This window comes from Actinomadura sp. WMMA1423 (assembly GCF_006547145.1).
Classification (GTDB): Bacteria; Actinomycetota; Actinomycetes; order Streptosporangiales; family Streptosporangiaceae; genus Spirillospora.
The window spans coordinates 2,203,400-2,222,968 of sequence record NZ_CP041244.1 but is presented as its reverse complement, the minus strand read 5'-3'; the positions used below and the strand labels follow the sequence as shown (position 1 = coordinate 2,222,968).

General features: G+C 74.6%; 21 protein-coding genes. 14 read left to right on the top strand and 7 right to left on the bottom strand.

Annotation, left to right across the window (positions count from 1 at the left end; translation table 11 throughout):
* The first annotated feature begins 28 nt into the window (after nucleotides 1-28).
* The 7 genes from FKD65_RS10290 to FKD65_RS10260 all read left to right on the top strand — a co-directional run bounded on the left by FKD65_RS10290 (nucleotide 29) and on the right by FKD65_RS10260 (nucleotide 8,165).
* Nucleotides 29-1,126, top strand: a complete 1,098-nt coding sequence (locus FKD65_RS10290) for a DUF5685 family protein (RefSeq protein WP_141577239.1) — start codon at nucleotides 29-31, stop codon at nucleotides 1,124-1,126.
* 170 nt (nucleotides 1,127-1,296) lie between these two features.
* Nucleotides 1,297-1,932, top strand: a complete 636-nt coding sequence (locus tag FKD65_RS10285) for a copper resistance protein CopC (protein WP_141577238.1) — start codon at nucleotides 1,297-1,299, stop codon at nucleotides 1,930-1,932.
* A complete protein-coding gene (locus FKD65_RS10280) occupies nucleotides 1,925-4,030 on the top strand; it encodes a cytochrome c oxidase assembly protein (RefSeq protein WP_141577237.1) in 2,106 nt (701 codons plus the stop codon). Before FKD65_RS10285 ends, FKD65_RS10280 begins: the two co-directional genes overlap by 8 nt.
* A 58-nt stretch (nucleotides 4,031-4,088) precedes the next feature.
* Nucleotides 4,089-5,321, top strand: a complete 1,233-nt coding sequence (locus FKD65_RS10275) for a sensor histidine kinase (RefSeq protein ID WP_240810066.1) — start codon at nucleotides 4,089-4,091, stop codon at nucleotides 5,319-5,321.
* The gene (locus FKD65_RS10270; protein WP_141577236.1) at nucleotides 5,318-5,968 is read left to right on the top strand and encodes a response regulator transcription factor; all 651 of its coding nucleotides are present in this window, start codon (nucleotides 5,318-5,320) and stop codon (nucleotides 5,966-5,968) included. Before FKD65_RS10275 ends, FKD65_RS10270 begins: the two co-directional genes overlap by 4 nt.
* A gap of 17 nt (nucleotides 5,969-5,985) precedes the next feature.
* The gene (locus FKD65_RS10265; RefSeq protein ID WP_141577235.1) at nucleotides 5,986-6,921 is read left to right on the top strand and encodes a TIGR03621 family F420-dependent LLM class oxidoreductase; all 936 of its coding nucleotides are present in this window, start codon (nucleotides 5,986-5,988) and stop codon (nucleotides 6,919-6,921) included.
* 146 nt (nucleotides 6,922-7,067) lie between these two features.
* Complete coding sequence (locus tag FKD65_RS10260) at nucleotides 7,068-8,165, top strand: hypothetical protein (RefSeq protein WP_141577234.1); 1,098 nt, start codon at nucleotides 7,068-7,070, stop codon at nucleotides 8,163-8,165.
* Here FKD65_RS10260 and FKD65_RS10255 read toward each other — a convergent pair.
* On the bottom strand, nucleotides 8,159-9,901 hold the full coding sequence (locus FKD65_RS10255; protein WP_141577233.1) for a hypothetical protein: 1,743 nt from the start codon (nucleotides 9,899-9,901) through the stop codon (nucleotides 8,159-8,161). The genes FKD65_RS10260 and FKD65_RS10255 overlap by 7 nt on opposite strands.
* Nucleotides 9,902-10,002: 101 nt before the next feature.
* Here FKD65_RS10255 and FKD65_RS10250 point away from each other — a divergent pair, with 101 nt between their 5' ends.
* The 4 genes from FKD65_RS10250 to FKD65_RS10235 all read left to right on the top strand — a co-directional run bounded on the left by FKD65_RS10250 (nucleotide 10,003) and on the right by FKD65_RS10235 (nucleotide 13,287).
* Nucleotides 10,003-10,677: a response regulator transcription factor gene (locus FKD65_RS10250; protein WP_168220999.1), complete on the top strand. Its 675-nt coding sequence runs from the start codon at nucleotides 10,003-10,005 to the stop codon at nucleotides 10,675-10,677.
* On the top strand, nucleotides 10,674-12,125 hold the full coding sequence (locus tag FKD65_RS10245; protein WP_240810065.1) for a HAMP domain-containing sensor histidine kinase: 1,452 nt from the start codon (nucleotides 10,674-10,676) through the stop codon (nucleotides 12,123-12,125). Before FKD65_RS10250 ends, FKD65_RS10245 begins: the two co-directional genes overlap by 4 nt.
* Nucleotides 12,122-12,631, top strand: a complete 510-nt coding sequence (locus tag FKD65_RS10240; RefSeq protein ID WP_141577230.1) for a hypothetical protein — start codon at nucleotides 12,122-12,124, stop codon at nucleotides 12,629-12,631. The genes FKD65_RS10245 and FKD65_RS10240 overlap by 4 nt, the downstream gene beginning before the upstream one ends.
* 107 nt (nucleotides 12,632-12,738) lie before the next feature.
* Nucleotides 12,739-13,287, top strand: coding sequence for a hypothetical protein (locus FKD65_RS10235; protein ID WP_141577229.1), 549 nt, complete (start codon nucleotides 12,739-12,741; stop codon nucleotides 13,285-13,287).
* A 30-nt stretch (nucleotides 13,288-13,317) separates the two neighbouring features.
* Here FKD65_RS10235 and FKD65_RS10230 read toward each other — a convergent pair whose 3' ends face one another.
* Nucleotides 13,318-14,034, bottom strand: coding sequence for a metal-dependent hydrolase (locus tag FKD65_RS10230; RefSeq protein ID WP_205718621.1), 717 nt, complete (start codon nucleotides 14,032-14,034; stop codon nucleotides 13,318-13,320).
* A 143-nt stretch (nucleotides 14,035-14,177) separates the two neighbouring features.
* Nucleotides 14,178-14,528, bottom strand: coding sequence for a helix-turn-helix domain-containing protein (locus FKD65_RS10225; RefSeq protein WP_141577227.1), 351 nt, complete (start codon nucleotides 14,526-14,528; stop codon nucleotides 14,178-14,180).
* 86 nt (nucleotides 14,529-14,614) lie between these two features.
* On the opposite strand from FKD65_RS10225, the gene FKD65_RS10220 reads away from it, so the two are divergent.
* Nucleotides 14,615-15,238: an NAD(P)-dependent oxidoreductase gene (locus FKD65_RS10220; protein ID WP_141577226.1), complete on the top strand. Its 624-nt coding sequence runs from the start codon at nucleotides 14,615-14,617 to the stop codon at nucleotides 15,236-15,238.
* A gap of 1 nt (nucleotide 15,239) precedes the next feature.
* On the opposite strand, the gene FKD65_RS10215 is transcribed toward FKD65_RS10220, so the two are convergent.
* From FKD65_RS10215 to map, 3 genes are read right to left on the bottom strand one after another with little or no spacing between them, the layout of a single operon-like run.
* The gene (locus FKD65_RS10215; protein ID WP_240810064.1) at nucleotides 15,240-16,274 is read right to left on the bottom strand and encodes a DNA polymerase ligase N-terminal domain-containing protein; all 1,035 of its coding nucleotides are present in this window, start codon (nucleotides 16,272-16,274) and stop codon (nucleotides 15,240-15,242) included.
* A 19-nt stretch (nucleotides 16,275-16,293) separates the two neighbouring features.
* A complete protein-coding gene (locus FKD65_RS10210; protein ID WP_141577224.1) occupies nucleotides 16,294-16,983 on the bottom strand; it encodes a helix-hairpin-helix domain-containing protein in 690 nt (229 codons plus the stop codon).
* Nucleotides 16,984-17,041: 58 nt separating this feature from the next.
* The gene (map, locus tag FKD65_RS10205; protein ID WP_141577223.1) at nucleotides 17,042-17,893 is read right to left on the bottom strand and encodes a type I methionyl aminopeptidase; all 852 of its coding nucleotides are present in this window, start codon (nucleotides 17,891-17,893) and stop codon (nucleotides 17,042-17,044) included.
* A 69-nt stretch (nucleotides 17,894-17,962) separates the two neighbouring features.
* On the opposite strand from map, the gene FKD65_RS44110 reads away from it, so the two are divergent.
* A complete protein-coding gene (locus FKD65_RS44110; protein WP_168220998.1) occupies nucleotides 17,963-18,139 on the top strand; it encodes a hypothetical protein in 177 nt (58 codons plus the stop codon).
* On the opposite strand, the gene FKD65_RS10200 is transcribed toward FKD65_RS44110, so the two are convergent.
* On the bottom strand, nucleotides 18,140-18,736 hold the full coding sequence (locus FKD65_RS10200) for a hypothetical protein (protein WP_141577222.1): 597 nt from the start codon (nucleotides 18,734-18,736) through the stop codon (nucleotides 18,140-18,142).
* Between the two features lie 107 nt (nucleotides 18,737-18,843).
* On the opposite strand from FKD65_RS10200, the gene npdG reads away from it, so the two are divergent.
* Nucleotides 18,844-19,536, top strand: a complete 693-nt coding sequence (gene npdG, locus FKD65_RS10195; protein WP_141577221.1) for an NADPH-dependent F420 reductase — start codon at nucleotides 18,844-18,846, stop codon at nucleotides 19,534-19,536.
* The last annotated feature ends 33 nt before the right edge of the window (nucleotides 19,537-19,569 follow it).

The following is a 19,569-nucleotide window of genomic DNA, read 5'->3' as shown; positions in this document are numbered from 1 at the left end:
CGGTTGGCCTGAGATGGGGGAGTTGTTCGTGTTCGGTGTTGTACGACCGTGCCGTCATGTTCTGTGCGGGTCGCTGTTCGAGGACTGGATGGCCCACCTGTGCGGGCTGTGCCTCACGCTGAGGGCCGAGCACGGCCAGGCGGCCCGGCTCGTCACCAACTACGACGGGCTGCTCGTCTCGGTGCTGGTGGAGGCCCAGTCCCCGGAGCTGTCCCCGCGTCGCAAGGCGGGACCGTGCGCCCTGCGCGGGATGAGGACCGCCGAGGTCGTCACCGCCCGGGCCCAGGGGGCCCGCCTCGCCGCCGCCGCCTCCCTGCTGCTGGCGGCGGGCAAGACCCGCGACCACGTCGCCGACGGCGACGGGCCGTACGCGCGCGGGCTCGTCGCCGCGGCGGCCGGGCGGATGGCCGACCGCTGGGACGCCGCAGGCGGCCGCTCGGGCGCCGCCGTGGGGTTCGACCCGGCGGTGCTGCGCGACGCGGTCGCCCGGCAGCCCGCACTGGAGGCGGCACCCGGTCTCGGGCTGCTCGACCTGACCGAGCCCACCGAGACGGCCGTCGCGGCGGTGTTCGCGCACACGGCCGTCCTCGCGGGCAGGGAGGCCAACGCCGAGGCGCTCGCCGAGGCGGGCCGCTTCTTCGGGCGCCTAGCGCACCTCCTCGACGCCGTCGAGGACCTCGCCGCCGACGAGGAGGCGGGCGCCTACAACCCGCTCCCCGCCACCGGCACCACCCTCGCCGAGGCCCGCCGGCACGCCGACGACGCGCTGCACGGCCTGCGGCTCGCGCTCGCCGACCTGGAACTGGAGCGGCCGCGCCTCGTCCGGGCCCTGCTGGACCGCGAGGCGGGGCGCTCGGTCGAGCGCGCCTTCGCCGGCTCCGTGAACCTGGCGAAGGGGCCGCGCCCCCCGCGTCCCGGATGGCCGATTCCCTGCTTCACCGGCTCGCTCGTGTGCGCCACCTGCGGGATCTTCCAGCCCGAGTGGAGCGAGCACCACGGCGACTCGTGCGATGACCGGTGCTGGTGCACCCGGCACGCCGACGGCTGCGACGGGAGTTGCTGCGACTGCTGCGACTGCTGCGACTGTGACTGCTGCGACTGCGACTGCAACTGCTGCGACTGCTGAGCGCGAGCGGCCGGCACCCGTCTGTTCCCGATCACCGTCTCTTCCCGATCAGCGTCTCTTCCCGATCACGGTCTGCCCGATCACGCCATGGCGCGACCCGGGACGTGCCATGGTGGCGGGCTCAGTAGGGTAGACGAAGCCCTTCGAATCACTAGAGAACCCGGCCATCCATGAACATGTTCAAGTCCCGCCGGCCGCTGCGCCGCCTCGGCCTGATCGCCACCGCCGCACTCGCCTTCGGCGCCTTCACCGCGCCGCCCGCGCTGGCCCACACCAAGCTCGTCGGCAGCACGCCCGAGAAGGGCAAGGCCGCGGACTCGGTCACCGAGGTCACCCTCGTCTTCAGCGACAAGATCAGCGTGGCGAAGGTCGTCGTCAGCGACGGGCAGAAGAAGGAGTTCCAGGCGGGCGCGGCCGAGCGGGCCGGGACCAAGGTCACGCAGAAGCTGACCGGCCCGCTGCCCGCGGGGTCCTACACGGTCGCCTACCGGGTCGTCGGCGAGGACGGGCACCCGATCGAGGGCGACGACCTGGCCTTCAGCGTCACCGGGGGCGGCGAGCCGGCCGCCTCGGCCGCGCCGTCGGAGGGCGGGGTCGGCGCCGCGGAGCAGACGGGTGCGGCGGCCAACGCCGACGAGCAGCCGCTGAAGGCCGACCAGGAGGACGCCGACTCCGACGAGGACTCCGGCCCCGGGATGCTCCTGTGGGTGCTGATCGGCGTGGGCCTCCTCGTCGGCGTCGGCATCGGCGTGGCCATCGTGTTCCGCGCCAAGCGCAAGCACCAGGCGGCCACCGGCGGTGAATAGGGGGAGCCTGGCCGTCTGGCGGGCGGGGGCGGCCGTGGTGGCCGCGTCCGCCGTCCTGCTGGTGGCCGGGCTCGTCCTCGGCGGCTCGGTCACCGAGAAGGTCATCCCCGGCCTCGGCGACGCGGGCGCGCTCACCCGGTGGGGCCTGCCGGTCTCCCGGACGGCGATGGACCTGCTGTCCGCGCTGACCGTCGGCGCCCTGCTGGCCGCGGCGGCGTTCCTGCCCGTCGAGGGCGGGCGCACCGCGCCGCGCCTGTCGAAGGACGCCCTCCGCTACCTCGGCGCCGCCTCCTGGATCGCCGCCGCCTGGGCCGCCGCCGCGGCGGCCACGCTGGTGTTCACCGTCGCGGACGTGCTCGGCCAGCCGGTCGGCGACGTCCTCACCGGCAGCGAGCTGAGCAGCTACGTCGGCTCGCTGCCGCAGGGCACCGCCCTCATGATCGTGGTGCTGCTCGCCGTGGTGGTGGCGCTGCTGGCGCGCACCACCACCACGCCCGCCGCCGCGTTCGGGCTGCTCGCCATGGCCGGGATCGCGCTGCTGCCCGCCCCGCTCACCGGGCACTCGGCCTCGGCCGCCAACCACGCCACCGCGACGACCGGCGTGGCCCTGCACGTCGCCGCGGTCGCCCCGTGGGTCGGCGGGCTCGCCATCGCGTGCGTCCACGCGCTGCTGCGCCGCGACCGGCTCCCGCTGGTCGCCGACCGGTTCAGCCGGATGGCCCTGTGGTGCTACGTCACCGTCGGCGCCAGCGGGCTGGTCAACGTGATCGCCCGCCTGCCGGACCCGCGGGAGCTCGTCGAGACCGACTACGGGCGCCTCGCCCTCGGCAAGATCATCGCGTTCTGCGTGCTCGGCTGGTTCGGCTGGTGGCACCGGAGGCGGACGCTGCCCGCGGTGGCGGGCGGCAGCCCGGGGGCGTTCGCCCGCCTGGCCTCCGTCGAGGCCGCCGTGATGGGCGCCGCCATGGGCCTGGCCGTCGCGCTGGCCCGCACCGCGCCGCCCGCGCCGGCCGAGCCGGAGTCCGCGGTCGAGTCGCTGCTCGGATACGACATGCCCCCGCAGGTCACCCCGGTGCGGCTGCTCACGCTCGGCCAGTTCGACCTGTTCTTCGCCGCCCTCGTCGTCGTGCTCGGCGGCCTCTACCTCGCCGCCGTCGTCCGGCTGCGGCGGCGCGGCGACTCCTGGCCCCTCGGGCGCACCGCCTCCTGGCTCATCGGACTCGCGACGATCGTCGCCGTCACCCAGACCGGCGTCGCGAGGTACGCGCCGATCCTGTTCAGCGTCCACATGGCGCAGCACATGGTCCTCAACATGCTGACGCCGATCTTCCTGGTCGTCGGCGCGCCGGTGACGCTGGCGCTGCGGGCGCTCAAGCCCGCCCGGCAGCGCGGCGACCGCGGCCCGCGCGAGTGGCTGACCGCCGTGCTGCACAGCCGGTACCTCGCGGTCGTCGCCCATCCCGCGGTCGCGACCCTCGTCTTCGTGGTGAGCACGTTCGTGCTCTACTTCACGCCGCTGTTCGAGGCCGCGATGCGCAACCATCTCGGCCACATCGCGATGATGGTCCACTTCCTGGCCAGCGGGTCGCTGTTCTTCTGGGTGCTGCTCGGCGTCGACCCCGCGCCGCGCAAGCTGCCCTACCCGGCACGGCTGCTGCTGCTGTTCGTCACGATGCCGTTCCACGCGTTCTTCGGCATCGCCCTGATGAACATGAGCCAGGCGCTCGCCCGCGGCTGGTACACCTCCGTCGACCCGCCGTGGGGCACCACGATCCTGCACGACCAGCACACGGGCGGCGCGATCGCGTGGGGCTTCGGCGAGGTGCCGACGTTCATCGTCCTGATCGTGCTGGCGTTCCAGTGGTACGTCCACGACCAGCGGCAGGCGCGGCGCATGGACCGCAAGGCCGACCGGGCCGCGGCGCCCGGCGGGCGCGCCGAGGACGACGAGCTCGCCGCCTACAACGCCCGCCTCGCCAGGCTCGCCGGGCGCGGCGGCGCGGCCGGCAAGGGCCGTACCGCCGAGGACAAGGGCGCAGCCGAGAAGGACGGCGCCGTGGAGGAGCAGGCCGGCGCGCAGGAGAAGGACCGGGCGTGAGCGCGGGCTCCCCCGCGCGGGGGAGTGCCCGGGCCGCCCGTTCTGCCAGGATCGAGGCGTGTTCGGAGTGCTCCGCCCGCTGATCGAGCCGGTGACCTGGCGGCGCTGGTCCCACCTCGTCGTGGGCGGCGCCCTGCTGATGCCGTACTGGTTCCTCGCGATCAGCGTGATTCCGCTGCTGCCTATGCACAACGGCCTGTTCAAGGCCGTGCTGATGCTGGTCGTGATGCCGGCCGCGGCGACGTTCGTCACCGGGCTCGTGCCGACGGTGCGGCTGCTGGAGAGCTCGCTCGCCAAGGAGCTGCTGAGGGGACCGGCCGCCGCGCTCGCCCCCGGCTCGGCGGTCTCCTGGGAGAGCCGCGTCCGAGCCGCCGCGTGGTTCACGCTGCACCTCGGCACCGGAGTGGTGGTCAGCGGGCTCAGCCTGGCCGTGCCGCCCGCCGCCGTCGTGATGGTCCTCGCGCCGGCGGTGCGCTGGGACACCCGGTTCCTGGAGTCCTGGGGCTGGCAGGGCGCCTGGCACCAGTGGCCGGCGCCGCCGATCGGGCTGGCGGCGCTGGCCCTGCTGCTCGCGCTGATCGTCGGGGCGGGCGCGCTGCTGGCCCGGCTCGCGCCGGTGTTCCTCGGGCCGTCGGCCGCCGAGCGGCTGGCCGGGATGCGGGCCGAGGCGGTCCGGCTCGCCGAGCGCAACCGGCTGGCGAGGGAGCTGCACGACTCGGTGGGCCACGCGCTGAGCGTGGTGACCCTGCAGGCCGGCGCGGCCGGGCGCGTGCTGGACAGCGATCCCGGGTTCGCCCGCGAGGCGCTCGCCGCCATCGAGGAGTCGGCCCGGGCGGCGCTGGAGGACCTCGACCACGTGCTCGGGCTGCTGCGCGACGACCGGTCCCGCCCGGCCCCGCAGGCCACGCTGAAGGACCTCGGGCGGCTGCTGGAGCAGACGCGGATCGCCGGGGTGGCGCTGGACGCGGAGGTGGGCCCTGAGGTGGAGCACGTCCCGGCGGCGGTGTCGCGGGAGGCGTACCGGATCGTCCAGGAGGGCCTGACGAACGCCCTCCGGCACGCGGGGAAGGTACCGGTGCGGCTCCGGCTCGGCACCGACGGAGAACGGCTGGAGGTCGAGATGACCAATCCGCTCGGCGCGACCCGCGGCGAGGGCGCGGGCCACGGCGGCGGCCGCGGCCTCGGCGGCGTCCGCGAGCGCGTCACCGTGCTGCGGGGCGAGATGAGCGCCGGGGCCGACGGCGACCGCTGGCGCCTGCGCGTGTCGCTGCCGCTAAGGTCCGGATCATGACGATCAAGGTTCTGCTGGTCGACGACGAGCGGCTGATCCGGGCGGGGCTAGCCGCCATCATCGACGCCGAGGACGACCTGGCCGTCGTCGGCGAGGCCTCCGACGGCTCGGAGGTGCCGGGGGAGGTGCGGCGGCTCCGCCCGGACGTCGTCCTGATGGACGTGCGGATGCCGCGGCTCGACGGCATCCAGGCGACCCGGCACATCCTCGCCACCGCCGCGGAGCCGCCGCGGATCATCGTCGTCACCACGTTCGAGAACGACGAGTACGTCTACGACGCGCTGAAGGCCGGCGCCCACGGCTTCCTGCTCAAGCGGACGCGGCCGGAGGAGATCCTGCAGGCGATCCGGATGGTCGCGCACGGCGACAGCCTGCTGTTCCCGGCCGCGATCCGGGAGCTGGCCGGGCGGCACGCGGCGTCCGGCGCCGGGGGCGCGGCCTGGCACGGCCGGCTGACCGGGCGGGAGGGGGACGTGCTGCGCCTGATGGCCAAGGGCCACTCCAACGCCGAGATCGCCGAGGAGCTCTTCGTGAGCCCGCAGACGGTGAAGACGCACGTCGGCAACATCCTCGCCAAGACGCAGGCCCGCGACCGGACGCAGGCGGTGATCTTCGCCTACGAGACGGCCTTCATCACGCCCGGGTGAGATGGCAGGGTGACCGCATGAGGGACTTCCGCTTCGGGTTCAACGTCTTCGACATCGCCTCCCGGGAGGACTTCGCCGAGCGGTGCCGCCGCGGCGAGCGGTACGGCTACGACGTCGCGCTCGTGCCCGACCACCTCGGCGCCCCGGCCCCGTTCCCCACCATGGTCGCCGCCGCGGACGCGACCGAGCGGCTGCGCGTCGGCGCTCTCGTGCTGAACGCCGGGTTCTGGAACGCCCACCTGCTCGCCCGGGAGGTCGCCACCGCCGACCGGCTCACCGGAGGGCGGGTGGAGCTCGGGCTCGGCGCCGGGCACATGAAGTGGGAGTTCGACGCGGCGGGCATCCCGTGGGAGCCGTTCGGCGCGCGGGCGGAGCGGATGACCGCGCTGATCGAGGACCTGGGCCGGCTGTTCGGCGGGGGCGACTACGCGCGGCACCGGCCGGTGGCCGAGTTCTTCGGGCTGGCGGAACTGGCGCCCGTGCAGCGCGCCGGGTTCGGCGGGTCGGGGCCGCCGCTGCTGGTCGGCGGCACCGGCGACACGGTCCTGCGGGCGGCCGCGCGCCACGCCGACATCGTCGGGATCGCGGGCGCGTACCAGATGAGGGGAGAGCCGCCCGGCACGTTCCGGTTCGGCACCGCCGAGGAGGCCGACGAGCGGGTCCGGTTCGCGCGCGAGCACGCCGGGGACCGGGCGTCGCGGATCGAGTGGAACGTGCTCGTCCAGCACGTGCAGGTGACCCGCGACCGGCGGGCCGAGGCCGAGCGGATGCGCGCCGAGCGCGTCCCCTACATGACGGTCGAGCAGATCCTCGACACCCCGTTCGTCCTGCTCGGGACGGAGGCGCAGATCGCCGAGCAGATCCGGGAGCGGCGCGAGCGGTACGGGTTCTCCTACATCACGGTGCACTCGCCCTTCATGGACGTCCTCGGCCCGGTGATCGAGCGGGTCTGAGCGCACCGGCGACGGGGCGGCCGGTGGGCCGGGCCCGGGCGGGCGGTGCGTTCCTCGGCCTGCAATTCGAGCAGGGCTTACACCTCATTTACCCACAAGTAGCTACAAAAGAGACAGAAAGGAACGAGAGCGACGATCGGGGGATCATGGACGCCGTTACCCTGTCCGGGCTGCGCAAGCCGAGGCCCTATCCGGCGGTGTCGGTGCTGATGCCGACGCACCGCTCCGCCCGGGACGGCCGGGAGGACCGCATCCGGCTGCGGAACCTCCTGGGCGAGGTCCGGCGCCGCCTCCACGACGATCCCAAGGTGGCGCCCGACGCCGCCGAGCACGTCGTCCGGGGGCTGGAGCGCGCCGCGGGCGAGGTCGATCCGCGGCACGCCTCCGACGGGCTGGTGCTGTTCGCCGCCCCGCACGGCGAGCACCACGCGTTCACGATCGGCCAGCCCGTGGACGAGCGGGTCGTCGTCGACAGCGGCTTCGCCACCCGCGACCTCGTCGCCGACTTCACCCGCACGCCGCGCTACTGGCTGCTGTCCCTGTCGGACCACTGCACGCGGCTCTGGAGCGGCCTCGGCTCGGAACTGGTCGAGCACGCCCGCGGCGGCTTCCCCGTCGAGCCGCCGCCGATCGACGAGGCGAGCGCCGGCCGGCTGGCCCGCCGTTCCGCCCAGGGCGGCGACGGGGAGCGCCGGCGCCAGGCCATGCGGGACGCGGTGTCCGCGCTCGAACACGTCCTGGCCCGGGACCGGCGCCCGCTGGTCGTCGCCGGCGTCACCCGGCACCAGGCGCTCTTCGACGAGGTCGCCGGACCGCACGTCACCGTGGCGGGCCGTGTCGACGGCAGCTTCGAGGGAGCCGCGCCGAGCACGCTCGCCGAGGCCGCCCGGCCCGCGCTCGCCGCCTACGAGGACCTCCGCGAGGTGGGGGTGCTGTCGGAGCTGGAGGCGGCGCGCAGTATCCAGCGGTACGCGGGCGGGCTGTGCGAGGTGACGGAGCTGGTCGAGGAGGGGCGCGGCGAGCACCTGGTCGTCGAGCGCGGCTACTACGCGTCCGCGGTGCGCAGCGGCGGCGAGCTGATCCCGGTGGACGGCATGCCCGGCGTGCTCAAGGGCGCGGACGTCGTCGACGACGCCGTGGACCACGTCATCGAGACGGCGCTGGAGTACGGGGGCGAGGTCACCTTCGTCTCCGACGGGTTCCTGATCGACCACGACCGGATCGCGCTGGTGACGCGCTACTGAGGGGCGGCCCCGCAGGACGGGTCGTGCCAGCCCACCCAGCCGAACGACCAGAACCGGCCCGCGTGCGGCCGCCAGCCCGCCGGGTGCGCGGGCCATGACGCCTCCGGCGCCGTCCCGTCCGGGAGGGGCACGACGACCGTGCACACGCCGGGCGCGGGCGGCCGCCCGGCGCGGACGTCGAAGGCGCCGATCCGCGTCCACCACACGGGGTACATCAGCGCGGTCCTGACCGCCCAGTTGAGCGAGGCGTCCGCGACGACCCCGCCGGACGCCGGGCCGGCGAGCGGGGGCTCGGGAGGGACGCGCCGCGCGTGCGGTCCCATGACGAAGGCCAGCGCCGCGAGGTTCACGCCCGCGACCGCCACGGCCGTCAGGGCCGTCCCGCTCAGCCTGGACGCCAGGAGAAGGACGCACAGCAGGGCGAGCGCGGTGAGCGTCGCCTCGCGCAGGTGCAGCGCGCCCCGGTCGTCGGTCAGGAACATGACCTCGGGGAAGTCGAACCCGATGAAGAGGTGGGTGCGGAGCCGCTCGCCCGCGTAGGCGGCGACCCAGAGGCCCGTTCCGCCCAGCAGGAGCGCGCCGCCCGCCCCCAGGCCGACCGCCCGGCGGGCGGTGAGGCGCGCGAGCGCGGCGGCTCCGGCCAGCGCGTACACCAGCGCCACGCACGCCAGGTAGCGGCCGTAGGCGAAGTTGCCCACCCGGTGCTCGTCCGGCAGGGCGGCCGAGGAGGCGTAGGCGATGCCGCACGTGACGGTGAGCAGCACGCCCGCCATGATCCTTTCCGCCCGGGGCGTCCGTCGCCGCACGAGGGACGCCGCGACGGCCACCAGCCCGGCCCCGGCGAGGCCCCAGGTGGACGCGATCAGGTACCAGAGCTGCCCCGCCGCGCCCGAGAGCGCCCATTCCTGCCCCGGAACCGTGGTCAGCCGGGACGTGAGGAGCCCGGCGAGGTCGCGCGTGCCGCGCGGATACAGCTCGGCGCGGATGTGCGCGTTCAGCGCCGCGCCCGCCGCGTATCCGGCGAGTGCGACCGCGCCGCCGGCGAGCGCGGCGCGGATCCTCCGGCGCTCTGGTGTGAACACCAGGGCCGTGCACACCAGAGCGGCGGCGTGGACGGCGAGCAGGACCGTCCCCCGGGTGTGCACGGCCGCCGCGAAGGACGCGACCAGGCTCGCGAGGGCGGCGTTCTGGATCCGGCCGTCGCGGACGAAGCGGTCCAGAGCCAGCAGCCAAGCCAGGAAGAGTGTCGGCAGGACGGCGTCGGCGAGCGCGAAGGCCCCGAAGAACGTCGTCGCGGGCAGCAGCGCCACCGCGAACGCCAGCGGCAGCGCGGACCGGCGGGCGAGCCCGAACCGGCGCGCCGCCGCGTACCCGAGCGGGAACAGCGCCGCGCCCAGCACCGCGTTGATCGCCATCACGGTCGTGTAGACCGTCGCGGGGTCGTGGGAGAACCAGTAGGCGGGCGCGAGCACGACGGGATACCCGCCCTGGTAGAAGGTGTTCCCGGACAGGTCGCCGCCGGGGCCGCCGGCCAGCAGGCGGGCGGCGAGCAGGTAGCCGGTCTCGTCCGGGTTCGCGGCGGGGCCCGTCCGCGGCCAGGCGAACCAGAGCCGGACGACCGCCTGCGCGAGCACGCCCGCCGCGAGCAGCCAGGGCAGCGCGCGGGGGGACCGCCGGGCGCGCCCCGGCGGGGCGGCCGGCGCCTGGAGGCGGGGTGGGAGCAGCGCGAGCGTCATGCGCCCCACGCTTCCGCCGGCTTGTCATGATCACGTGCCGGTGATGTCCGGATCTTGTGACACAGCGCACCAGATGATCGGGAGCGGCCGATAATGTGCGGGTGGCGAGCATTCTGTTCATCGAGGATGATCCGTCCGCGCGGGCGGCGCTGGAGCTGGCGCTGACCCGCCAGGGGCACGGGGTGACGTCCCGGGCCACCGGCGAGGACGGGCTGGAGGCGCTGCGGGCGCGGCGGCCCGAGATCGCGATCCTGGACGTGATGCTGCCCGGCATCGACGGCATCGAGGTGTGCCGCCGCATCCGCCGCGACGACGCGCTGCCGGTCATCCTGCTGACCGCGCGGGGCGACGACCTCGACGTCGTCCTCGGCCTGGAGGCGGGCGCCGACGACTACGTGGTCAAGCCCGTCGAGCCCCGCGTCCTGGACGCCCGGATCCGCGCGGTCCTGCGCCGCGCCGACCAGACCCGCCTGGACCGGTCCGTCTACGGCGGCCTCGTCATCGACCGGACCTCGCTGAAGGTCACCAAGGACGGCGCCGACCTCCGCCTCACCCCGACCGAGCTGCGGCTCCTGCTGGAGCTGACGCGGCGGCCCGGCCAGGCGCTCACCCGCCAGCACCTGCTGGCCGAGGTGTGGGAGCACACCTACCCGGGCGACTCGCGGCTCGTGGACGCGTGCGTCCAGCGCGTCCGCGCCAAGATCGAGGACGAGCCGGCCGAGCCGCGGCTGATCGAGACCGTCCGGGGCTTCGGCTACCGGTTCACCGCGCCGTGAGGTGGCGCCCGCGGTTCGGGCTGCGGATGCGGCTCGCGGCCGCGTTCACGGCGGTGGCGCTGCTGGCGTCCGTGCTCGCCTCCGGCATCTCCTACGTGCTGCTGCGGCGGGTGATGCTCCAGCGCGCCCAGGACGCGGTGCTCAACGACGTCCGCGACACCCTGGCCCAGCGGATCCCGCCGACCCTCCCGCCCGACGCCGAGCCGCTGATCTCCGGAGCCCTGGAGGAGGCGCTCGGCACGGCCGAGGGGCGCAAGGCGGTCGCGGTCCCGGTGCCGCTGCGCGGCGAGTCCGGCCTCCCGCCGCCGGGCTCGCTGGACGTTCCGGTGACCCGGGAGTTCGCCCGGCGCGCGCTGTGGGGCATCGTCTTCCAGCGTGTGAACCGGAACGGCACGCCCTACCTGCTCGTCGGCGCCCACGTCACCGATTACGAGACCACGGTGGACGAGCCGTGGCGGACGTCGCCGCCGGTGGTGTTCGTCTCCGCGAGCCTGCGCCGGGAGGCCGCCGACCTGCGGCTGTTCACCCGCACCCTGCTGATCGCGGACGCGGCGGCGCTGGCGGCCGCGCTCGGGCTCGCGCTGCTGGCCACCGGGGGCGTGCTGCGCCCGGTGCGCCGCCTCGGCGCCGCCGCCCGCGCGCTCGGCGAGGGGAGGCTGGACATCCGCGTGCGGGTGCGGGGCCACGACGAGCTCGCCGACCTCGCCGCCACGTTCAACCGCACCGCTGAGGCGCTGGAGCGGACGGTGACGGAGCTGCGGGCGATGGAGGCCGCGTCCCGCCGGTTCGTCGCCGACGTCTCCCACGAGCTGCGCACGCCGCTGACCTCGATGATCGCCGTGACGGGCGTGCTGGCCGAGGAGGCCGGGGAAGAGGGCGAGGGGGCCGCGGTCCGGCTCGTCGCGGAGGAGACCCGGCGGCTCGGCCGGCTCGTCGAGCACCTGATCGAGATCAGCCGGTTCGACGCGGGCGCCGCCGCCCTCGTCCTGGACGACGTCAACGTCGCCGACGCGGTCGGCGCGACCCTGGAGGCGCGCGGCTGGAGGGACGAGGTGGACGTGGAGGGCCCCGCGGACCTGTTCGTCCGGCTGGACCCGCGGCGGTTCGACGTCATCGTCGCCAACCTGGCCGGCAACGCCCTGAAGCACGGGCGCCCGCCCGTCTCGCTGCGCTTCGGGCGGCCCGAGGACCCGGACGCCGGCGGCGTCCGGGTCGTGGTCGCCGACCGGGGTCCCGGCCTCCCCGGCGACGTGGTCTCCGTGGTCTTCGACCGGTTCGTCAAGGCGGAGGCGGCGCGCTCGCGCAGCGAGGGCAGCGGCCTCGGCCTGTCGATCGCCAAGGAGAACGCACTGCTGCACGGGGGGACGCTCGAGGCCGCCGACCGGCCGGAAGGCGGTGCCGTGTTCACCCTGTGGCTGCCCGACGGAGACGCGGACGAGCGCCCATGAGACGAGCGCTCCTGGCGCTGGCGGCCTGCGCCGCCCTGGCCGGCTGCGGGATCCGGCCCACCGGGATGATCGGCGCGGGAGCCCCGCCGATCGCGCAGGGGCACACCGCCCCGATCACCGTCTACCTCGTGCGGGACGGGAAGCTGGTACCGGTGACGAGGCCCGGCCTGCCGGGCGAGCCGCACCTGGCCATCCAGCAGCTGACCGTTCCGCCGACCGAGAGGGAGAGGAGGATGGGCCTGCGCACCGACGTCCACGACGAGCTCGACGCGTACTCGGTCGAGGACGTCTCCAGCCCGGTCGGCCATCCCGCCCAGCTGGTCGTACGGCCGGCCGACCATCGGGCCGGAACGAAGGACTGGTCGCGGACGGCCAAGGCCCAGATCGCGTGCACGGCGCAGACGATCCAGGGCATCCGGCGCGTGAACCTGTGGAGCACGCTGAACCCGACCAAGAACAGATGGGAGTTCCTGACCTGCGGCCAGTTCTCCGACCTGCTCGATTGAGCGGCCCCGCGCGGACGCGGTGCGCTTCGCCGCGAGACGGCACGGGACGGGCCGCGGGGAAGGGGCGGCCAGATCCGGCCGCCGGCCCCCGGGAGAGATGAGGAACCATGAGCCGGTGGCCCGCCCGGTGGAAGGCCGCGACGGCGCTGGCCGCCGCGGCCGCCGTCCTGGCGGTCCTGGCGGCCGGGTTCCGGGCCGCCTACGGCATCCGGCCCACCGGGATCATCGAGGCGGGAGGCCCGCCTCTCGCGGCGGCCAAGGCCGATCCCATCACCGTCTACCTCGTCGAGGGCCGGCGGCTCGTCCCGGTCGTGCGTCCGGGACTCCCCGGCCGCCCGTATCTGGCCCTGAGCCAGCTCGGCGTCCCGCCCACGTCCGCGGAGGTGCGCAGGGGGCTCTCCACCGAGATCCCGGGGCCGGACGGGCTCAGCGTGCGGCAGGAGGGCCTGCCCGGAACGATGGTGGTCGACGTGATCGGTGAGGCCGGGGGCGTGGTTCCCGCCAGGCTCTGGTCGCGCCTCGCCAGAGGGCAGGTCGCGTGCACGGCGCAGACCATCCCCGGGGTGAAGCGGGTCGTCCTCACGGGCGTCTTCAACGCCGAGAGGTCGGCCTGGGCGGTCGTTCGCTGCCGGGATTACGAGGACCTGGTCGGGTGACGGCCCGCACGGGGACCCGGGACCCGCGGGTCAGCCCCGTGTCAGCCACTCGGCGGTGATGTCGCCGAGGACGGAGCGGACGGTGAGGATCGCGATGCCGAGGATCAGGACCGGCATCACCACCCACCGCTCCACCTTGCCGTCCGTCCGCGGGATGACGGGCAGCTCGATCCGCCAGGGCAGCGGCCAGAACACCGGACAGCCCCTCGGCGTCAGGCAGTCGCCCGCGATGTGGGCCAGGCAGCCGAGCGTCACCGCGAACCCGACGAAGCTCATGTCGATGTTGCGCATGAGCCAGACGGCGATCAGGGCCAGCGCGCAGTCGGCCAGCGCCGACTGCGGCTCCTTGCCCTCGAAGTCCAGCCCGATGCCGCGCAGCCCGAGGCCCACGATCATGAACAGGCAGGCCCACCAGGCCCAGAGGTAGTGGGTGGCCAGGGTGTCCATCGCCCAGCCGAGGCCGACCGCGAACAGGATCGAGTGGGTGGCCTGCCGGTGCCCGCCCGACACCTTCCCGATCCACTTGCACATGTGGTTGGTGATCGGCCCGAACGTGTTGGCGATCCGGCCGTTGTGGTGGTCGATGTCCGGCAGGATCGCGGCGCCCGCGCACACCACGGCGCCCGCCATGACCTGCTCCGGCGACAGCGTCACCGCGTGGTCGCCGAGCAGCCGCTCCTGCGCGATGACCGGGACGGCGGCCAGCCACGCCAGCGTGCCGCTCAGGGCATGCGTCTTGCCCATCATCGTGCCGTTCCCCCGCTTTCCAGCGCGTATCGCCGCCCGTCTCAGGGCGGGACTCTAATCCGCTCCTGATCGTTTTCGGCGAAGACGCGCCGTACGGGGCGTCACGTCCCTTTGATGCGCGGAGGGAGCCGCCGGTTCCGCCCTCAGACGGCGTTGCGCTCCCGGGCGGAGACGACCGCCCCGACGTTCTCCTCGGCCCACTCGGTGATGGCCCCGATGGGCCCTCGGAGCGAGTGGCCGAGCGGAGTGAGGGTGTACTCGACGCGCGGCGGCACCTCGGCGAAGACCTCCCGGGTGAGGAGGCCGTCGCGTTCCATGGCGCGGAGCGTCTGGGTGAGGACCTTCGGCGTGACGCCGCCGATCAGGTCGCGCAGCTCGGTGAACCGGCGGGTGCCGTCGCTCAGGATGAGCACGACGAGGACCGACCACTTGTCGCCGATCCGGTCGAGGATCAGCCGGGTCGGGCAGTCGGGGTCGAACGCGTTGCCCTTCATGGTTTCCCTAAGGTACCAATGTCTCGTTGAAGTAACCAGTATCCGATGGATACCTTCGTCGGCGACGACGTTCCAGGAGGTCATTCATGAGGATTCTGCTGATCGGCGCGACCGGCATGGTCGGCCGGCGGATCGCCGGCGAGGCCCGCGACCGCGGTCACGAGGTGACCGGCGTCACCCGGAGCGGGAACGAGGGGACGGCCGGGGCCGAGGCGGCCGACGCCGCCGCGATCGCCCGGCTGGCCGAGGGGCACGACGCCGTCGTGCTGAGCGTCCCGCCGCCCCGGGACGGGTCGGAGACCGAGGGGCCGCTGCTGGAGGTCACCCGCGGCGTCCTGGACGCCCTGCGGCGCTCCGGCGTCCGCCGCCTCGTCGTGGTCGGCGGCGCCGGAAGCCTGGAGGTCGCGCCCGGGGTCCGGCTCGTGGACACCCCCGAGTTCCCCGCCGTCTACAAGAGCGAGGCGCTCGCCGCGGCCGCGCAGCTCGGCGTCATCCGGGCGGAGGCGGGCGACCTGGACTGGACGTTCATCTCGCCCGCCGCGGTCATCGCGCCCGGCGAGCGCACCGGCGCCTTCCGCCTGGGCGGCGACCGGCTCCTCGCCGACGCCGACGGCGCCAGCCGCATCAGCGCCGAGGACTACGCCGTCGCCCTGGTCGACGAGCTCGAGAAGGGCAACGCCGTCCGGCGGCGGATCACGGTCGCCTACTAGGTCAGGATGGGATGAACCGCCAGGCGCTGGACTCCTCGCCCGGTTCGTAGGGGGAGTCCAGGCGCTTGGCGACGATGCCGGGCAGCCCCTGGTCGCGCGCCGCGTCCCGGACGGCGCCGCCCTCGCCGGGGAACCAGGGGGCCGTCTGCCACCGCGGACCCGACAGCCCGAGGCCGTCGAGCCGCTCCCGCCGCTCCCGGTACGGGACGTCCAGCAGCGGGTGCCCGTCCAGGTGCAGCACGTCGTAGAGCATGTAGGTCTCGCGGCCTTCGAGGACGGCCAGCTCCCCGTCCAGCAGGGCGGGCCGGACGCCGAACTCCGCGCCCAGCCGCGAGCCGAGCCCGCCGGGTCCGTCCACGGCGCGGCCGCGCCCGTCGGTGAACCGCGTCCGCCCGCCCTCGACGTAGGCGGCCAGCCGCCTGCCGCCCCAGGCGAACTCGAACCCCCACGCCTGCGGGTCGCGGGGCAGCCGGGCCCGCTCGGACGGGCGCATCGGGCGCAGCGACTCCGGCAGCGGCCCGGCGTCCGGGTCCGCGGGCGGGTCCATCCGGTGGATCATCCAGTTCTTCCCGCGCGTCCGGAACAGCACGTACCGGCCGGACACGCGCGAGCCGTGGATGACGACCTTCACCTCGCGCTCGGACCACTTCTCCGTCTCGTAGGTCCCGCGGTCCCAGACGGTCATCTTCCCGGCGCCGTACTCGCCGCGCGGGATCTCGCCCTCGAAGGCGGCGTACTCCAGGGGGTGGTCCTCGGTGTGCACCGCGAGGTGGTTGGTGTCCGGGCTCCACGGCAGGCCCTTCGGCACGGCCCACGAGACGAGCACGCCGTCGCGTTCGAGCCGCAGGTCCCAGTGCAGGCTGGTGGCGTGGTGCTCCTGGATGACGAACGTGTCGTCGTTCCCGCGCGGGAGGGCCGCGTCCTCGGGGACGGGCTCCGGCGTCCGCCCCGCGTCCCGCCTGCCCCGGTACTCGGCGAGCCGGTCGCCCTCGCGGGCCGGGGGAGCCGCGCGCTTCTTCGGCTTCTTCGGGGTCACGCCCGCTGCATACCCGCGCTCAGCGGATGAAGACGGCGTAGTCGGCGACATCGCCGGTGAGGGAGGGCGGGAGCCCCGCGACCGCGGACAGCTCCTCGGCCGACACGAACCCGCCCGTCTCGGACCGCACCCGCTCGATCACGGCCGCCAGTTCCTCGGTGATGCCGGGCAGCAGCGTCAGCGCCTCCGCGGAGGCGTGGTTGACGTCGACCAGCCCGCCGTCGTTGTACTCGCGCGGCAGGTCGGGCCGCCCGATGCGCAGCTCCCTGGCGAGCCCCGGGTCGGACGCGGCCAGCGCCCGCGCCCTCTCCCGCAGCAGCCGCTGCCGCTTGACCCGCTCCACCACGGCCTCGTTGTCGACGCCCGACAGCCCGTGGGGGTCGAACACCCCCCGCCGGATCAGGAAGGCGTGCCCGCAGCCCACCACCGCCAGCAGGGCCATGAGCATGCCGGTGAACCGCTGGTCGCCCCGCTCCCCGCCGGCGGCGGAGAGCTGGGAGACCAGCAGCGCGAACACCCCGGCGTACGCGACCGTGGACACCAGCAGGTGCAGGCTCCGGCGCCACAGCAGCACGGCGGCGAAGGCGAACGGCGTGCCGAAGCCGAGGGTCAGGAACGGCAGCGCCGCCCACGTCACGCTCAGCGCCGCCCGCCCCGGCGGCATGGTGTCGGACGGAACCCTCGGCTCGTACGGCGCTGGGGCGTTCATCTCTAGAGAGTCTCCCGGCCGGATGTGGGGCGAATCGGACTCTAGATCGAGGGGTGGGTCACGGCAGGGTGAGGATTTCGTGGCCGTCCTCGGTCACCAGCAGCGTGTGCTCGAACTGCGCCGTGCGCCCGCGGTCCTTGGTGACGACCGTCCAGCCGTCCGCCCACATGTCGTACTCGTGGGTGCCGAGGGTCAGCATGGGCTCGACCGTGAACGTCATGCCCGGCTCGATGACCGTCGTGGCGCTCGGGTCGTCGTAGTGCGGGACGACGAGGCCCGAGTGGAACGTCGTGCCGATCCCGTGCCCGGTGAAGTCGCGCACGACCCCGTACCCGAACCGCTTGGCGTAGGACTCGATGACCCGCCCGATCACGTTCAGCGCCCGGCCGGGCTTGACCGCGCGGATGCCGCGCATCGCCGCCTCGCGGGTGCGCTCCACCAGCAGCCGCGACTCCTCGTCGACGTCGCCGCACAGGAACGTCGCGTCGGTGTCGCCGTGCACGCCGTCGATGTAGGCCGTGATGTCGACGTTGATGATGTCGCCGTCGCGCAGGACCGTGTCGTCCGGGATGCCGTGGCAGATCACCTCGTTGATCGAGGTGCAGAGGGACTTGGGGAACCCGCGGTAGCCCAGCGTGGAGGGGTAGGCCCCGTGGTCGAGCATGAACTCGTGCCCGACGGCGTCGAGCTCGTCGGTGGTGATCCCGGGCCGGACGTGCCGGCCGACCTCCTCCAGCGCCTGCGCGGCGATCCTCCCGGCGACCCGCATCCGCTCGATGATCTCGGGAGACTTGACGTCGGGCTCGCCCGTCCGCGGTTGCTTCTTCCCCACGTACTCCGGGCGCGGGATGTTCGAGGGCACCTTGCGCATCGGGGAAACGCGCCCGGGCCGGAGCGACTGCGTCGTCATAGTGATGGAGTGTAGTCAGCGCCATCGGGGCAACAATGCCCTGCCGACGCGTGATCGAGAGGAGCGCCCATGACCGCCGACGACGGTGACTGGTGGTTCTGCCTGAAGCACATGAAGGTCGAGCACGGGGCGGGCTGCCCCGGCAAGGACCGCATGGGCCCGTACAGGACCGAGGGCGAGGCCGCGGACGCTCTCGCCCTCGCCCGCGAGCGCAACGAGGCGTGGCGCCGGCAGGACGGGGACTGACTAGTCCAGGACGGGGCCGGAGACGGCGTCGAGGAACCTGGCGATGCGGCGCCGGAGCCCGCGCGGCGTGCGCGCCGGCTCCCGGCCCGCGGCCGCGCTGACGAGGTGCTGCGCCCCGTCGAACGACATGAGGGCCCCGTCGGGCGGGACGGTCAGCGCCTCGTGGGCGAGGCCGCGCAGCTCGCGGTCGCCGCACTCCAGCGCGAGGACGGTCGCCCCGGTGCGGCGCGCGTCGTCGACCCGCTCCAGCAGCGGGACGGGCGCCTCGTCCTCGGCGACGACGAACAGCGTCTCGCCGCGCCGCGCCGCCTCCAGACGCTCCAGCCCGATCCGCAGGTGCGCGGGCGCGCCGGCCGGCGGCTCCCAGCGCACCAGCGTGGGCGCGAGGCCCGGGGCGCCGCCGAGCCGGCTCTCGTCGTCGAGGTGCGCCGCCAGATGCCACGGGTCGCCGGCGGGCGTGCCGACCAGGAGCAGCCCGCCCGGGGTCCGGGAGGTGACGCGCAGCGCCCGGCCGAACTCGTCGGTCCGCTCCAGCCAGCCCGTCGTCGACAGGACCTCGCGCAACATCGTCATCTGCTCGGCGTCCACGGGCTCCATGGTGCCTCACGCACCGTCGTGGGAAGGCCCCTTTCCGCGACGCGGGGGCTCGGCGGCGGGGGGCCCGGCGGCGGGGGCCCGGACCGCCGCCTGGCAGACTCGGCCGCATGACTGAGCAGCAGAAGACGCCCTACGACCTTCCCGACGCGAGCGGCCTGTCCATCGGCATCCTGGGCGGGACGGGGGACCAGGGCAAGGGCCTCGCGCGCCGCTTCGCGCTCGCCGGGCACCGGGTGACGATCGGGTCGCGCAGCGCCGAGCGCGCCCAGGCGGCCGCCGACGAGCTCGGCGCCGGCCTGCCGGTCTCCGGCGCGCCGAACCCCGTCGCGGCCGGGGAGTCCGACGTCGTGATCGTCGCGGTCCCGTGGGAGGGCCACAAGGCCACGCTGGAGTCGCTGCGCGCCGAGCTGGCCGGCAAGATCGTCGTGGACTGCGTGAACCCGCTCGGCTTCGAGAAGGGCAAGGGCGCGTTCGCGCTGCCGGTCGAGGAGGGCAGCGCCGCCGAGCAGGCCGCCGCCGTGCTGCCGGACAGCCGGGTCGTCGCCGCGTTCCACCACGTGTCGGCCAGGCTGCTGCTCGACCCCGGGGTGGACGAGATGGAGCTGGACGTCCTGGTGCTCGGCAACGACCGGGAGGCCACCGACCTCGTCCAGGCCCTCGCCGGGCGGATCCCCGGCATGCGCGGCGTCTACGGCGGGCGGCTGCACAACGCCCACCAGATCGAGGCGTTCACGGCCAACCTCATCTCCATGAACCGCCGCTACAAGGCCCACGCCGGACTCCGGATCACCGACGTCTGACCGGTCCCGGGCCGGTACGGTGCCAGGATGATG

Coding starts and splice junctions, on each gene's coding strand:
- FKD65_RS10285 (WP_141577238.1), top strand. CDS start 1,297: ATGAACATGTTCAAGTCCCGCCGGCCGCTGCGCCGCCTCGGCCTGATC.
- FKD65_RS10270 (WP_141577236.1), top strand. CDS start 5,318: ATGACGATCAAGGTTCTGCTGGTCGACGACGAGCGGCTGATCCGGGCG.
- FKD65_RS10265 (WP_141577235.1), top strand. CDS start 5,986: ATGAGGGACTTCCGCTTCGGGTTCAACGTCTTCGACATCGCCTCCCGG.
- FKD65_RS10260 (WP_141577234.1), top strand. CDS start 7,068: ATGGACGCCGTTACCCTGTCCGGGCTGCGCAAGCCGAGGCCCTATCCG.
- FKD65_RS10255 (WP_141577233.1), bottom strand. CDS start 9,901: ATGACGCTCGCGCTGCTCCCACCCCGCCTCCAGGCGCCGGCCGCCCCG.
- FKD65_RS10240 (WP_141577230.1), top strand. CDS start 12,122: ATGAGACGAGCGCTCCTGGCGCTGGCGGCCTGCGCCGCCCTGGCCGGC.
- FKD65_RS10235 (WP_141577229.1), top strand. CDS start 12,739: ATGAGCCGGTGGCCCGCCCGGTGGAAGGCCGCGACGGCGCTGGCCGCC.
- FKD65_RS10230 (WP_205718621.1), bottom strand. CDS start 14,034: ATGATGGGCAAGACGCATGCCCTGAGCGGCACGCTGGCGTGGCTGGCC.
- FKD65_RS10225 (WP_141577227.1), bottom strand. CDS start 14,528: ATGAAGGGCAACGCGTTCGACCCCGACTGCCCGACCCGGCTGATCCTC.
- FKD65_RS10220 (WP_141577226.1), top strand. CDS start 14,615: ATGAGGATTCTGCTGATCGGCGCGACCGGCATGGTCGGCCGGCGGATC.
- FKD65_RS10210 (WP_141577224.1), bottom strand. CDS start 16,983: ATGAACGCCCCAGCGCCGTACGAGCCGAGGGTTCCGTCCGACACCATG.
- map (WP_141577223.1), bottom strand. CDS start 17,893: ATGACGACGCAGTCGCTCCGGCCCGGGCGCGTTTCCCCGATGCGCAAG.
- FKD65_RS44110 (WP_168220998.1), top strand. CDS start 17,963: ATGACCGCCGACGACGGTGACTGGTGGTTCTGCCTGAAGCACATGAAG.
- FKD65_RS10200 (WP_141577222.1), bottom strand. CDS start 18,736: ATGGAGCCCGTGGACGCCGAGCAGATGACGATGTTGCGCGAGGTCCTG.
- npdG (WP_141577221.1), top strand. CDS start 18,844: ATGACTGAGCAGCAGAAGACGCCCTACGACCTTCCCGACGCGAGCGGC.